Source organism: Nonomuraea coxensis DSM 45129, from assembly GCF_019397265.1.
GTDB lineage: Bacteria > Actinomycetota > Actinomycetes > Streptosporangiales > Streptosporangiaceae > Nonomuraea > Nonomuraea coxensis.
Genome location: NZ_CP068985.1, coordinates 4,692,254 through 4,705,137 on the forward strand (window position 1 = coordinate 4,692,254; position 12,884 = coordinate 4,705,137).

A 12,884-nucleotide genomic window follows, 5' to 3' on the forward strand; every position below is an offset into this window, starting at 1 on the left:
GCCTGCTTCCTCTCAGGAAGCTACCCCACCATGCTGAAGCAAGGAGCCGTCAGGCACCACCCTCTTTCGACACCAGAAGGCAGAGACATGAGCACGTTCCCCACCTCGCTTCCCGGCGGCACCTGGACCCTGGGCGACCTGACCGTCACCCGGTTCGGCTACGGCGCCATGCAGCTCGCCGGCCCCGGGGTGATGGGCCCGCCGGCCGACCACGACGGCGCGCTCGCCGTCCTGCGCGAGGCCGTCGGCCTCGGCATCACCCACATCGACACCAGCGACGCCTACGGGCCGCGCGTCACCAACCGGCTGATCCGCGAGGCGCTGCACCCGTACCCCGAGACGCTGCACATCGTGACCAAGGTCGGCGCGATCCGCGACGAGCAGGGCGGCTGGCCCCCCGCCCGGCGGCCCGAGGACGTGCGCCGCGCCGTCCTCGACAACCTCGAAGCTCTCGGCCTCGACACGCTGGACGTGGTCAACCTCCGGCTCGGCGACGCCCGGGGCCCGCGGCCCGGCTCGCTCGCCGAGCCGTTCGAGACGCTCGTCGAACTCCAGCGGCAGGGCCTGGTCCGGCACCTCGGTGTCAGCAACGCGACGGCCGGGCAGGTCGCCGAGGCCCGCTCGATCGCGCCGATCGTGTGCGTGCAGAACATGTACAACCTCGCCCACCGCCAGGACGACGAGCTGATCGACGAGCTCGCCCGGCAGGACATCGCCTACGTGCCCTTCTTCCCCCTCGGCGGCTTCAGCCCCCTGCAGTCCTCGGCGCTCACGGCCGTGGCCGCCCGGCTGGACAGCACGCCGATGTCGGTCGCCCTGGCCTGGCTGCTGCACCGCTCGCCCAACATCCTGCTCATCCCCGGCACCTCGTCCGTGGCGCACCTGCGCGAGAACGTCGCCGGCGCCGGGCTCTCCCTCTCCGGCGAGGACCTCGCCGAGCTGGACCAGATCGGCCGCGGGCAGCACCAGACCGCCAGGAGCGCGCAGGCCGGCGGCATGGGCGGCGACTCCGGCCGCACCTGAGCCCCGCCGTCTCGGCGGGGCCGGGGGTCATCCGGGTGTGCAGGGCTGCACGGGGGTGCCCGCCTGGGCCAGCCAGGCGCCGAGCCGCCAGGGCACGTGCGGGTTCCGGTTGTCGCGGAACTCCACCACCAGCGTCTCACCGGGCTTGATGTACCGCGGGGAGATCTGGATCGTCCGGACGGACGTCACCTGGGTGGCCTTGAACGAGCGCGACTCCTTCACGAGTGAACGCATCTCGGCCGCGTCCGCGGCCGGCGCCCCGTCGTAGGCCCGGTCCACGCTGACGAACCGAGGGGCCGCGCACCGCCCGTCCGGGCCCAGGAAGGTCACGTCGGCCTTGACGCCCGCCTCCGCCAGCTTGGCCTCCAGCCCCGAGGGGTCGCGCAGTTCGTTGACGGTGACCGTGACCGTGCCGTCCGGGCTCTTGGCCACCGCGTAGGCGGAGGTCCCGGTGCCGCTGATCAGCGGGGTGACGGCGAGTCCCGCCGCGACACCGGCCGCGACCAGCAGCCGTGGGCCGGTGACGACACGTCGCCGGGGACGCATCCGGCGGAGCAGCCGCTGCCGTGCTCCGGCGAGTTCCTGCGGGGAGGCCGGGGGGACGTCCTGCCACATGGCCTTCAGCGCGTCCATCAGTACCTCCAGAGTGGACCGGCGGTTTCAGCCGTCGGGGGAATCGGGAGCGGGAGGGCCGCCAAGGCCCGAGCGTGCAGTGACCCGCCAGATTCGGGCATCAGAGATCTCCGTTCATCACGTACTGGATATGTGACGCTGGATATGATCGTGTGACTCGTCAGGTGCGCACCTCCCCCGGTGCGGCGAGCCAGTTCAAGGGGTTCACCTCGCACCACCTGCGTGCCGGGTTCGGTCACCTGCGTTCCCGGTTGCCCACGCTGTGGTCGCGGTCCTGCTTCGTGGCCACCGCCGGCGCCGTGTCCGCAAAGACGGTGCGGCGTCACATCGTCGGGACGCGGTATGAGCGGGCGCCCAAGGCGGGTGGCCGTGCGTAGGTCTTACAAGTTCCTCATGCGTCCGACCGCGCACCAGCAGGCGGCGCTCACCGCGTGCCTGGACGACCACCGCGTCCTGTACAACGCGGCGCTTGAGGAGCGGCGCGAGGCGTACAGGCGGTCCAGGGTGTCGATCCGGTACGGCGACCAGTCCGCCCAGCTCAAGGAGATCCGCGCCGGCGACCCCGATCGGGCGCGCTGGTCGTTCTCCTCCCAGCAGGCCACCCTGCGCCGCCTGGACAAGGCGTTCGGTGCGTTCTTCGGCCGCGTCAAGGCCGGTCGCACTCCGGGCTTCCCGCGTTTCAAGGGCCGGGGCTGGTTCGACACGGTTGAGTGGCCCAAGGACGGCGACGGCTGCCGGTGGGACTCCCAGCCCGAGCACCCTTCCGCCACGTTCGTCCGTCTTCAAGGCGTCGGGCAGGTCCGCGTGCACCGGCACCGCCCGGTGCGGGGCCGGGTGAAGACGATCAGCGTGAAGCGGGAAGGCTCCCGCTGGTACGTCGTCTTGTCGTGCGACGACGTGCCCGCCGAGATCCTGCCCGCCACGGGTGCGGTCGTCGGCGTGGACATGGGCGTGGCGTCGTTGTTGACCACCTCGGACGGCGAGCAGGTCGGCAACCCGCGACACCTTGAGGCGTCCGCCGGGAAGCTGGCGGCCGCTCAGCGGGACCTCGCCCGTAACAAGCGCGGGTCCAGACGCCGCCGTAAGGCGGTCGCCCGCGTCGCGGCCCTGCACGGCAAGGTCCGGCGTCAACGGCTCGACGGCGCGCACAAGGCCGCGAACGCGCTGATCCGCGACTACGACGTGATCGTGCACGAGGACCTGCGGATCGCGGACATGACCAGGAGCCCAGCCCCGAAACCGGACGGGGAAGGCGGCTACCTGCCCAATCGCGCGGCGGCCAAGGCCGGATTGAACAAGAGCATCCTGGACGCGGGTTGGGGGGTGTTCCTGGGCATCCTCGCGCACAAGGCTGAAAGCGCCGGTCGAGAGCTGATCTCCGTGGACCCTCGCAACACCTCCCGCACGTGCGCCCGGTGCGGGCACCTGGCGAAAGACAACCGCGTCACCCAAGCCGAGTTCGCCTGTAGGGCGTGCGGTCACACCGCGCACGCCGACGTCAACGCGGCGATCAACATTCTGAGGGCAGGGCTTGCCCTTCGCGAAGCCGCAGCGGCTTAGCAAGAAGCCGCCCTCTTTTGGGGGCGGAGGAGTCACGGTCATTCTCCTTGTCGGCTCAGGGCTTGACGGATCCGGAGACGGGCCCGGTTGAGGCGCGAGGCGACCGTCCCCGGCGGGATGGCCAGCGCGTCGGCCACCTCCTGGTAGCTCAGTTCGGCCCAGGCGACGAGCAGCAGCACGTCGCGGTCGGCCGGGGCGAGCTTCATCAGGGCCAGCGCCAGCGGCCGGTTGACGGCCAGGGTGTCGGCGCCGTCCTCGACCGGGAACCCGGACCGCTCCGCCGGGTGCACGCCGCTGCGGACGTAGGCGCGGTAGAGGCTCATCTCGGTACGCCGCCGGCGGCCGATCAGGTTGGAGGCGATGCCGTACAGCCACGGCCGGGCATCGGAGCGCCGCCGGTCATAGCGTCCGCGGTGCTGGAAGGCGGCCAGAAAGGTGTCGGCCACGACGTCCTCCGCCTCGCTGGGCCCGAGGCGCCTGGTCACGTAGCGATGCAGGAGCGGCGCGTGCCGGTCGAACAGCGTGGCGAAGATCTCGGGCTCGTCGAGCGACCTCTCGATGAGGCGCGCGTCGTCGACCTCGACAGCTTCGCGAGGGATTGTCATGCATGCGACCTTTCCTGGCGTACGCGGTCACCCGGTCATTGCCACGCCAGGCCGAAATTCTTCACGGGAGTGTTGAGAGCGCTTCGTCGAGGGCGGCGAGCACGGCGTCGTCCAGCATCTCGGCGTGCCCGCCGACGAGATACCGCTCCACGATCTCGAACACCACCGTGTCACTCTCGGCGACCTTCTCCACGAGCTGGTCCAGCCCCGTCCTGGCCGGCGCGTCGCTGCGCAGATAGGTGAGGTCGGCGAAGTACGGCAGCACCCACGGCAGCGAGTTGCGCGTGAACGAGTCGCCGATGAGCAGCGTCCGGGGCTGGTAGAGCGGCGCCTGGTCCGACCGGTGGACGGTGCGGAACGACACGGGCAGGTCGCGATCGTCCTGCCGGACCCGGCGCACGCCGTCGCGGACCAGCCGCCACCGGTCGATGTCCTCCTCGACGGGGATGCCCAGCAGCCCGCCCAGGTCGCCGTTCCGCGGCGCCTGCCCGGTCCTGACCAGCCGGGTGTCCCGGGACAGGCCCGGCTGGAGTGCCCGGGCGAGTTCCGCGCCGTAGAGGCCGGCGGAGTGCTCGGTCCAGTGGCTGTCGGTCCGCCAGTACGCGGGCGTGCCTGACTCGCGCTGCGCCCGCTCCAACCGGTCCCGGAGATCGACGAACCCGGGCAGATCGGCGGCCCGGAGCGCGGCCCAGAACTCCTGCTTGCGCCGGCGGAGGCAGGACTGGCCAGGGAAGCGTTCCGGCAGCCGGTCAGGATGCACGGTGGTCTTGTCGGGAGCCACGGTGAACAGGAACCGCCTTCCGGACCTCTGTACGATCTCGGCCAGGCGGCGCACCCGCCATAAGGTCTCGGTGATGGACCAGCGCGGCCGGCACGCCTCGGTCACGTCGTCGCCGAAGTAGAGCCAGCCGTCACGCCCCTCGATCACGCGAGGATAGCCCGGGGCCCCCGCCGTGCCGTACGACGGGGCCTCCTTGAACAGCAGCTCCGACAGGGCGGCGTTGGCGCGGACGGCGTGCTGCCGCAACGGCAGGTGAGCCGACGCCCACGCCTCCACCTCCGGCACGACCGCCCAGCCGCGCGACAGCGCCGGGAACTCCGGCAGCCTGCGGTTCTCGATCTCCACCGCCCGCTCGCCCGCGGCGAACGCCAGCGCGGGACCGCAGAAGAACAGCGCCGCCGCGAGCGCCGCCGATCGGGCCCGGCTCCGTACGAGGGTCATCGGTGTCCCCATCAGAAGGTGTCCCCATCAGAACTGGTAGTACAGGAAAGGGCTGAACGTGCCGGCGGCGACCAGCACCGCGGCGTAGGGGGCGGCCACCCACGTCACCGCGGCGCGCGCCAGCCGCGCCGCCGTCCCGCGGCCCGTCTGGATCAGCGGCCCGAGCGCCCGCGAGGCCGGCAGCGCCACCACGGCCAGCGCCAGCGCGAAGACGGCCGTCCGCTGGTGGTTGGCCGCCCAGGCGACGAACTCGTCGAGCTCGCCCGGCCGCCAGGTGAACATCGCCCGCAGCATGCCCCACGCCTGCGTCATGCTCTCCGCGCGGAAGAACACCCAGCCGACCACCACCAGCAGGAGTGTCGCGGCGCGGCGCAGCGCCAGGGCCCAGACGGCGCCCGGCGGACGATCCCAGCCGAGCAGCCGTTCGACCACCAGCAGGGCGCCGTGGTACAGGCCCCACACCAGGAAGGTCCAGTCGGCCCCGTGCCAGAAGCCGCAGAGCACGAAGATGATCAGCAGGTTGCGGTAGGTCCGCGGCGCGCCGCCCCGGTTGCCGCCGAGCGGGATGTAGACGTAGTCACGGAACCAGCGCGACAGCGACATGTGCCAGCGCCGCCAGAAGTCGGTGACGGAGTACGCCGAGTACGGCCGGTCGAAGTTCTCGGGCAGCCGGAACCCGAACATCAGGCCCAGGCCGACGGCCATGTCGGAGTAGCCGGAGAAGTCGAAGTAGATCTGCAGGGCGAAGGCCGACGCTCCCAGCCACGCCGTCGGCGTGTTGACCGCCCCGCCGGCCTGCGCGAACGCGGCGTCCGCGACGGAGGCGAGCGAGTCGGCGACGATCACCTTCTTGGCCAGGCCCAGGGCGAAGCGGGGGAAGCCGGCGGCGAGGTCGCCGAGGCGGTCCCTGCGGGTGTCGCCGAGTTGTTCGGCGATCTCGTGGTAGCGGACGATCGGTCCCGCCACGAGCTGCGGGAACATCGCGATGTAGGTGATGAACCGGACGGGGCTTCGCTGGGCCGGCGTGCTGCCGCGGTAGACGTCCACCACGTACGACAGGTGGTGGAAGGTGAAGAACGAGATCCCGATCGGCAGCGCCAGGGTCACGATCGGGCTGTGGCCCAGACCCAGCGCGGCCGTCAGGGCGTCGATCTGCTCGGTGGCGAAACCGGCGTACTTCCACACCGCCAGCATCGCGACGTTCCAGCCGGCGGCCGCCAGGAGCACGCCGCGGCGGGCCCGGGGCCGACCCCGTAGCCGCGCCGAGTCCAGCGCCAGGCCGGCCCCGTAGTTGACGGCGATGGCCGACAGCAGGAGCAGGGTGTGCGGCCCGGCGCCCCAGGTGTAGAAGAGCAGGCTGGCCGCGGCGACCACCGCGTTGCGGTGACGGCTCGGGAGCGCCCAGAAGGTCAGGAGTGTGGCCGGCATGAAGAGCCACAGGAACAACGGGGAGGCGAACGACATCGGTGTCCAGAGGGGTTCCGGTTCGTGCTCGGCTGCCCGTCAACCTCTGGCACGCCGTCGCGGGCCGGGGTCGGACGGCGTGGTGACGATCTCGTTCATGGGGGCCTTTCCTGGTGTGTGCGGTCACCGGTCATTACCGCGCCAGGCCGCAATCCTTCAGGCGAGTTTTACGGGAACCTTGGCCGTTCCCCGGGCGCGCCCCGGCGCCGCATGGGCATCATCACCGGTGATGCACGCCGTCCGACCAGCCCGTTCCCGCCGTCCGGCCACGTCCCGCGCCCGCCGGCTGGCGGCGCATGTGCTGCTCGTGATCGTCTCGGTCGTCGGCACGGTGTTCGCCCACGGGGGCGCGTGCGCGGCCGTCGAACGCGCGGAAGGCGTCAGCCACGGCACAGCGGTGGAGAGCGCGGGCACCGCCTACCGGCAGCCGTGCCTGCACCGGAACCTGCCGCCCCGCCACCAGCACGGAACCGAGCAGGACTGCTCGGCGATCGGCTCGGCCGCCGCGCCCATCCTCCTGCTGCCGCAGGCGGCCCTGCCGGTGACCGCGGCGCGGGCTCTCGTCGAGGCGGCGTCCGGACCGTGCGGCAGCGGCCGTGCGGCCCTTCCCGCTCCGGGAAACCTCTGTGTGATGCGCCTGTAGGGCGGACGACGCTTTCTCGTCGTCCATCGCTTCATGCCGTGAGATACGCGCATTCACTTCGGGGAAAAAATTCATGTCGTCACCAGCTGCTTTCGCACGCCCGTACGAGGTGCCGCCCGCCGGCTGTTCCTCCCTCTCCCTCACCGTCGGCAACACGCCGCTGGCCTACATCCCGGCAGCCGAGGGCGCGGGATTCTGGGCCAAGCTCGAAGGGTTCAACCCGGGCGGCATCAAGGACCGGCCCGCCCTCCACATGGTGCGCCGGGCCCTGGCCAGGGAAGACCTCCAGCCGGGGGCCACCGTCGTCGAGTCGACCAGCGGGACTCTGGGGCTCGGCCTGGCGCTGGCCGGCATCGTCTTCGGCCATCCGGTCGTGCTGGTGGGCGACCCCGGCATGGAGCCGCTGATGCGCCGGCTGCTCGCCTCCTACGGGGCCCGGCTGGAGATCGTGACCGAGCCGCATCCGACCGGCGGGTGGCAGCAGGCCCGCCGGGAGCGGGTCCAGCGGCTCCTGGCCGACAGCCCCGGCTCGTACTGCCCGGACCAGTACAACAACCCCGACAACGTCGACGCCTACGCGGGACTGGCGCACGAGCTGCTCGGCCGGCTTCCCCGCATCGACACGCTGGTGTGCTCGGTCGGCACCGGCGGGCACAGCGCCGGCATCCACGCCGTGCTGCGCCGGCACTTCCCGCGGCTGAAGCTCGTCGGCGTCGACACGATCGGCTCCACCATCTTCGGCCAGCCGGCACGGACCCGGCTGATGCGCGGCCTCGGCTCCAGCATCCATCCGCGCAACGTCGCCTACGACGCCTTCAGCGAGGTGCACTGGGTCAGCCCCGCCGAAGCGGTGTGGGCCTGCCGCCGGCTGGCCGCCCGGCACTACGTCTCGGGCGGCTGGAGCACCGGCGCGGTCAGCCTGGTGGCCCGCTGGCTGGCCCGGACCAGGCCGGAGGAGACCATCGTCGCGATCTTCCCTGACGGGCCGTGGCGGTACTGGGACACCGTCTTCGACGACGACTACTGCCGTGCTCACGGCCTGCTTGCCGCCGTCCCCGCCGACGAGCCGGACACACTGGCGGCGCCGTCCGAGCGCGAGGTGCACCGCTGGACGCGCTGCGCCACCGTGACCGACCCGCTGGCGGGCGCCCGATGAGGGGCACGCTGCGCGAGTTCCGTTCCTTCGAGCGGCCGATCCAGCTCCTGCAGATCAACCAGGCGGGCATCAACCTCGGCTTCTTCATGCTCATGCCCTACCTCGCCCAGTACCTCTCGGCCGGGGCCGGGCTGGCGGCCTGGACGATCGGGCTGGTCCTGGGGCTGCGGAACCTGAGTCAGCAGGGCATGTTCCTGATCGGCGGGACGCTGGCCGACCGGCTCGGCCACAAACCCGTGATCATGGCGGGGTGCGCGCTGCGTACCGCCGGGTTCGCCCTGTTCGGGCTGACCACCTCGCTGCCGCTGCTCATCGTGGCCGCCGTCGTGACCGGCTTCGCCGGCGCGCTGTTCAACCCGGCGGCCCGCGCCTACCTGGCCGGCGCGGCCGGTGAGCGCAAGGTGGCGGCGTTCGCCGTCTTCAACGTGTTCTACCAGGCGGGCATCCTGCTCGGGCCGGTCGTCGGCGTCGTCCTGCTCACCACCGGGTTCACCGCGGTGTGCCTGTCGGCGGCGGCGATCTTCGCGGTCCTGACGGTCCTCCAGGGCCTGTGCCTGCCGGCCCGCCGGGCTCCGGCCGCCGACCGGCAGCCGGTGCTGCGGGACTGGCGGCAGGCGTTCGGCGACCGGGCCTTCGTCTCCTTCGCCGCGGCGATGATCGCCTCGTGCGCGCTGTCGTACCAGACGTATCTGGCTCTGCCGCTGGAGGTGCAGCGCTCGGGCGGCGGCGAGGCCGGCGTGACGGCCATGTACGTGATCTCGGCGCTGCTCGGCATCGCCGGGCAGGTGCGGCTGACCGCGTGGTGCTCGAAGCGTTGGAGCCGCGGCCAGGCCATCAGCCGTGGACTGGCGCTCATGGGCATCGCGTTCCTCCCCCTGGCCGCCACGGCGGGGCTGCGGCTGCCGGCGGGGTGGGCGATGCTTCCCGTCGCCGGCTGTACCGTCCTGCTCACGGCGGGCACGCTGGTCGCCTTCCCGTTCGAGATGGCCACCATCGCCGACATGGCGGGAGACCGGCTGATCGGCACCTACTACGGTCTGTACAACCTGTTGTCCGGCCTCGGGATCATGGTGGGGAACCTGCTGTCCGGCGTCCTCATCGACGCGGCCCGCGCCTCGCGGCTGGACGGTCTGCCCTGGCTGCTGCTGGCCGTCGCGGGGCTGATGTCGGCGGGGGCGGTCAGACGGCTGGACCGGCGCGGACGGCTGTCCCCGGCGGGCGAGGCCGCGGCCATCGGCCCTGCCTGATCGTCACAGCCGGAAAAGGGTTGGACGGGGTGATGTGCGGGCTTGTAGCTTGCAGGCGACCGTGACACCGCCCGAGGAGGTGAGACCCATGAACGACACATCGACGTGGGTGCTCCCCCTTCTCCGTCACGGCCGGCGACTGACGTAGGTGTCGCCGGGAGCGCCGCCGACAGGGCACTCCCGAAAGGCAACACCACATGCGCTCTTCGCAGCTCCCCGCCTTCGACGTGATCATCGCCGGGTGCGGGCCGACCGGCGCGACGCTGGCCGCCGAACTGCGGCTGCACGACGTACGGGTCCTCGTCCTGGAGAAGGAGACCGAGCCCAAGTCGTTCGTCCGCATCGTCAGCCTGCACGTCCGCAGCCTCGAACTGATGGCGATGCGCGGGCTGCTGGACCGCCTTCTCCCGCACGGGAGACGGCGTCCGGCCGCCGGCGTCTTCGCCGGCATCGCCAAACCCGCGCCCAAGGGCCTGGATTCCGCGTACGCCTACCTGCTCGGCATGCCGCAGCCGGTCGTCGAACGCCTGCTGGAGGAACGCGCCACCGAACTCGGCGCGCAGGTCCGGCGCGGTCGCGCGGTCACCGGTCTCGACCAGGACGACGAAGGCGTGACCGTCGAGCTGGCCGGCGGGGAACGGGTGCGCGCGCGCTATCTCGTCGGCTGTGACGGCGGGCGCAGCACGGTCCGCAAACTGCTCGGCGTCGGCTTCCCCGGTGAGCCCTCGCGCAACGACACGCTGATGGGCGAGATGGAAGTGGGTGTCCCGCAGGAGGAGATCGCCGCCAGGACGGCCGAGCTGCGCGAGACCCATCAGCGCTTCTGGCTCCGCCCTTTCGGCGGAGGCGTCTACAGCGTCGTGGTCCCCGCCGAGGAGGTCCTCAGCGACCGCGCGGAACCGCCCACCCTCGAGGAGTTCCGGCGGCAGTTGCGCGCCCTCGCCGGAACCGACTTCGGCGTCCACTCCCCCCGCTGGCTGTCCCGCTTCGGGGACGCCACCCGGCTGGCCGAACGTTATCGGGCCGGGCGGGTGCTGCTGGCCGGCGACGCGGCGCACATCCACCCGCCCATCGGCGGACAGGGCCTCAACCTTGGCGTTCAGGACGCCTTCAACCTCGGCTGGAAACTGGCCGCGCAGATCCGCGGCTGGGCGCCGGACACCCTGCTGGACACCTACCAGGCCGAACGCCGTCCGGTCGCCGAGGACGTGCTGGACAACACCCGCGCCCAGACGGAACTGACGTCCGCCGAGCCGGGCGCGCGGGCCGTGCGCAGGCTGGTCGCCGAGCTGATGGACATCGACGAGGTCAACCGCCGTCTGGTCGGGAAGATCGCCGCGATCGACGTGCGCTACGACTTCGGCGAAGGCCCCGACCTGCTCGGCCGCCGCCTGGGTGACATCGACGTGAAGGACGGCCACCTCTACGGCCTGCTGCGTCGCGGCCGCGGTCTGGTGCTCGACCGCACCGGACGGCTGACCGCCGGCGGCTGGTCGGACCGGGTCGATCACCTGGCGGACGCCACGGCGGCGCTGGATGCTCCGTGCGTCCTGCTCCGCCCCGACGGCCACGTGGCGTGGATCGGCGACGACCAGCGGGACCTGGACGACCACCTGTCCCGCTGGTTCGGCAGGCCCGCCGGCTGATCTCGCCGACATTCCCGACGCCGGCCGGCGAAGGTCCTGTCGAGGGCCACGAGCAGGCGGTTTATGCACCTGGACTACACGCCGACGTTCACACCGCCGTTGTTGCGCAAGGACTTCGACCTGGGGCTCGCCGCCGCCCGCGCGCTGGACGTGCCGATGCCGGTCACCGCCCTCACCGCCCAGCTCGTCCAGGCCAGCGTCGGCACGGGCCGGGTGGACGAGGACTTCGCCATTCTGCTCGACCTGCAGGCGACGGCGTCGGGGCTGCAGCTTGAGCCGGAGGACGTCGCGGTGGACGACGGTCTCGGAGAGTGCCGGCGTACGGCTTGAGGGTGAGGGCGTTGGCGGCCTGCCGGACCGGTTGCATGATCTTCGCTATGACGTTGCGGGCGCCGGGCATGAACGGCAGCATCCGCAGCATCGTCAGCTGGAGCCAGGCGCGGGCGGGGGATCTCCGGCGAACGCGTCCGCCACGACGGCGAAGTCCGGCTCGTGGACGCCGAGACCTGCCGTTCAGGACCGACGCCGTCACCACTCGGCGAAGGAGCCGTCGGCGTGCCGCCACAGTGGGCTGCGCCAGCGGTGACCCTGCCGTGCCATCCGCTCCACCTCGGCCTCGTCGATCTCGATGCCGAGGCCGGGGCGGGTGGTGCGGGTGGCGTACCCGCCGGGGAAGGTCAGTGGGGCGGGATCGACGAGATAGTCCAGGACGTCGTTGCCCTCGTTGTAGTGGATGCCGACGCTCTGCTCCTGGATGAGGAAGTTGGGGATGGCGAAGGCCAGTTGCAGGCTGGCGGCCAGGGAGACGGGGCCGAGCGGGCAGTGCGGGGCCATGGTCACGTCGTAGGTCTCGGCCATGGCGGCGATCCGGCGGACCTCCGAGATTCCGCCGGCGTGGCTCACGTCCGGTTGGGCCACGGCGATGCCGTGCCCGATGACCTCGCGGAAGTCCCACCGCGAGAACAACCGCTCGCCGGTCGCGAGCGGGATCGAGGTGCTCACGGCGAGCGCGGCCAGGTTGCGCGAGTGCTCGGGCAGCACCGCCTCCTCCACGAACAGCGGCAGGTACGGCTCCAGCAGCGGCAGCAGCCGCCGCGCCATGGCGGTGGAGGCCCGGCCGTGCAGGTCCACCACCAGGTCGTGGTGCTCGCCGATGGCCTCGCGCACGGCGGCGACGCGCTGGACGATCTCCATGGTGCGGGCCGGGGTGTCGATGGCGGTCAGCTCGGCGGAGCCGTTCATCTTGACGGCGGTGAACCCGGCCTCGATCTGGGTGGCGGCGAGCTCGGCCACCTCGGCGGGGCGGTCGCCGCCGATCCAGGCGTACATGCGGACCTTCTCGCGTACCGGGCCGCCGAGCAGCTGGTGCACGGGCAGCCCGGCGGCTTTGCCGGCGATGTCCCACAGCGCCTGGTCGATGCCGGCGACCGCGCTCGACAGCACCGGCCCGCCCCGGTAGAAGCCGCCCTTGGTGAGGACCTGCCAGTGGTCCTCGATGCGGAGCGGGTCCGCGCCGATCAGGTGGTCGGCCAGCTCCGCGACGGCGGCCCTGACGGTCTCGGCCCGGCCCTCGACGACCGGTTCGCCCCAGCCGGTGACCCCCTCGTCGGTGCGGACGCGCAGGAACAGCCAGCGCGGCGGGACGAGGAAGGTGTCCATGGACGCGATCTTCATGGGGCTCCGTT

13 protein-coding genes are annotated in these 12,884 nt (G+C 71.9%); 8 read left to right on the top strand and 5 right to left on the bottom strand.

The window, feature by feature from the left end:
* Positions 1-87: 87 nt before the first annotated feature.
* Complete coding sequence (locus tag Nocox_RS22040; RefSeq protein WP_020545693.1) at positions 88-1,023, top strand: aldo/keto reductase family oxidoreductase; 936 nt, start codon at positions 88-90, stop codon at positions 1,021-1,023.
* 27 nt (positions 1,024-1,050) lie between these two features.
* Here the strand turns inward: Nocox_RS22040 and Nocox_RS22045 are convergent, their stop codons facing one another.
* Positions 1,051-1,656, bottom strand: a complete 606-nt coding sequence (locus Nocox_RS22045; RefSeq protein ID WP_020545694.1) for a hypothetical protein — start codon at positions 1,654-1,656, stop codon at positions 1,051-1,053.
* A gap of 164 nt (positions 1,657-1,820) precedes the next feature.
* Between Nocox_RS22045 and Nocox_RS22050 the strand changes: the two genes are divergently transcribed.
* A complete protein-coding gene (locus Nocox_RS22050; RefSeq protein WP_020545695.1) occupies positions 1,821-2,033 on the top strand; it encodes a transposase in 213 nt (70 codons plus the stop codon).
* Positions 2,026-3,216: an RNA-guided endonuclease InsQ/TnpB family protein gene (locus Nocox_RS22055; protein WP_026214871.1), complete on the top strand. Its 1,191-nt coding sequence runs from the start codon at positions 2,026-2,028 to the stop codon at positions 3,214-3,216. The genes Nocox_RS22050 and Nocox_RS22055 overlap by 8 nt, the downstream gene beginning before the upstream one ends.
* Before the next feature lie 38 nt (positions 3,217-3,254).
* Here Nocox_RS22055 and Nocox_RS22060 read toward each other — a convergent pair whose 3' ends face one another.
* The 3 genes from Nocox_RS22060 to Nocox_RS22070 form a co-directional block, all read right to left on the bottom strand.
* Positions 3,255-3,821, bottom strand: a complete 567-nt coding sequence (locus Nocox_RS22060) for an RNA polymerase sigma factor (protein ID WP_020545697.1) — start codon at positions 3,819-3,821, stop codon at positions 3,255-3,257.
* A gap of 61 nt (positions 3,822-3,882) precedes the next feature.
* Positions 3,883-5,043, bottom strand: coding sequence for an alginate O-acetyltransferase AlgX-related protein (locus tag Nocox_RS22065; protein ID WP_020545698.1), 1,161 nt, complete (start codon positions 5,041-5,043; stop codon positions 3,883-3,885).
* A gap of 27 nt (positions 5,044-5,070) precedes the next feature.
* The gene (locus tag Nocox_RS22070; RefSeq protein ID WP_219495489.1) at positions 5,071-6,471 is read right to left on the bottom strand and encodes an MBOAT family O-acyltransferase; all 1,401 of its coding nucleotides are present in this window, start codon (positions 6,469-6,471) and stop codon (positions 5,071-5,073) included.
* A 265-nt stretch (positions 6,472-6,736) separates the two neighbouring features.
* Here Nocox_RS22070 and Nocox_RS22075 point away from each other — a divergent pair, with 265 nt between their 5' ends.
* The 5 genes from Nocox_RS22075 to Nocox_RS22095 all read left to right on the top strand — a co-directional run bounded on the left by Nocox_RS22075 (position 6,737) and on the right by Nocox_RS22095 (position 11,529).
* Entirely contained in the window at positions 6,737-7,150 is a 414-nt protein-coding gene (locus tag Nocox_RS22075; protein ID WP_157383312.1) for a hypothetical protein, read from the top strand.
* A 73-nt stretch (positions 7,151-7,223) separates the two neighbouring features.
* A complete protein-coding gene (locus Nocox_RS22080; RefSeq protein WP_051112691.1) occupies positions 7,224-8,306 on the top strand; it encodes a PLP-dependent cysteine synthase family protein in 1,083 nt (360 codons plus the stop codon).
* Positions 8,303-9,553 carry an MDR family MFS transporter gene (locus tag Nocox_RS22085; protein ID WP_020545702.1) on the top strand — a complete coding sequence of 417 codons (1,251 nt, stop codon included), beginning with the start codon at positions 8,303-8,305 and terminating at the stop codon, positions 9,551-9,553. Before Nocox_RS22080 ends, Nocox_RS22085 begins: the two co-directional genes overlap by 4 nt.
* Before the next feature lie 197 nt (positions 9,554-9,750).
* The gene (gene rox / locus Nocox_RS22090; protein WP_020545703.1) at positions 9,751-11,199 is read left to right on the top strand and encodes a rifampin monooxygenase; all 1,449 of its coding nucleotides are present in this window, start codon (positions 9,751-9,753) and stop codon (positions 11,197-11,199) included.
* Positions 11,200-11,262: 63 nt separating this feature from the next.
* Complete coding sequence (locus Nocox_RS22095) at positions 11,263-11,529, top strand: NAD-binding protein (protein WP_020545704.1); 267 nt, start codon at positions 11,263-11,265, stop codon at positions 11,527-11,529.
* Positions 11,530-11,727: 198 nt separating this feature from the next.
* Here the strand turns inward: Nocox_RS22095 and dgoD are convergent, their stop codons facing one another.
* A complete protein-coding gene (gene dgoD, locus Nocox_RS22100; protein ID WP_020545705.1) occupies positions 11,728-12,873 on the bottom strand; it encodes a galactonate dehydratase in 1,146 nt (381 codons plus the stop codon).
* Positions 12,874-12,884: the final 11 nt, after the last annotated feature.

What these genes read in the sequence shown, in the direction of transcription:
- Nocox_RS22040 (WP_020545693.1), top strand. Translation starts at nt 88, where the DNA reads ATGAGCACGTTCCCCACCTCGCTTCCCGGCGGCACCTGGACCCTGGGC.
- Nocox_RS22045 (WP_020545694.1), bottom strand. Translation starts at nt 1,656, where the DNA reads ATGGACGCGCTGAAGGCCATGTGGCAGGACGTCCCCCCGGCCTCCCCG.
- Nocox_RS22060 (WP_020545697.1), bottom strand. Translation starts at nt 3,821, where the DNA reads ATGACAATCCCTCGCGAAGCTGTCGAGGTCGACGACGCGCGCCTCATC.
- Nocox_RS22065 (WP_020545698.1), bottom strand. Translation starts at nt 5,043, where the DNA reads ATGACCCTCGTACGGAGCCGGGCCCGATCGGCGGCGCTCGCGGCGGCG.
- Nocox_RS22070 (WP_219495489.1), bottom strand. Translation starts at nt 6,471, where the DNA reads ATGCCGGCCACACTCCTGACCTTCTGGGCGCTCCCGAGCCGTCACCGC.
- Nocox_RS22075 (WP_157383312.1), top strand. Translation starts at nt 6,737, where the DNA reads ATGCACGCCGTCCGACCAGCCCGTTCCCGCCGTCCGGCCACGTCCCGC.
- Nocox_RS22080 (WP_051112691.1), top strand. Translation starts at nt 7,224, where the DNA reads ATGTCGTCACCAGCTGCTTTCGCACGCCCGTACGAGGTGCCGCCCGCC.
- Nocox_RS22085 (WP_020545702.1), top strand. Translation starts at nt 8,303, where the DNA reads ATGAGGGGCACGCTGCGCGAGTTCCGTTCCTTCGAGCGGCCGATCCAG.
- rox (WP_020545703.1), top strand. Translation starts at nt 9,751, where the DNA reads ATGCGCTCTTCGCAGCTCCCCGCCTTCGACGTGATCATCGCCGGGTGC.
- Nocox_RS22095 (WP_020545704.1), top strand. Translation starts at nt 11,263, where the DNA reads ATGCACCTGGACTACACGCCGACGTTCACACCGCCGTTGTTGCGCAAG.
- dgoD (WP_020545705.1), bottom strand. Translation starts at nt 12,873, where the DNA reads ATGAAGATCGCGTCCATGGACACCTTCCTCGTCCCGCCGCGCTGGCTG.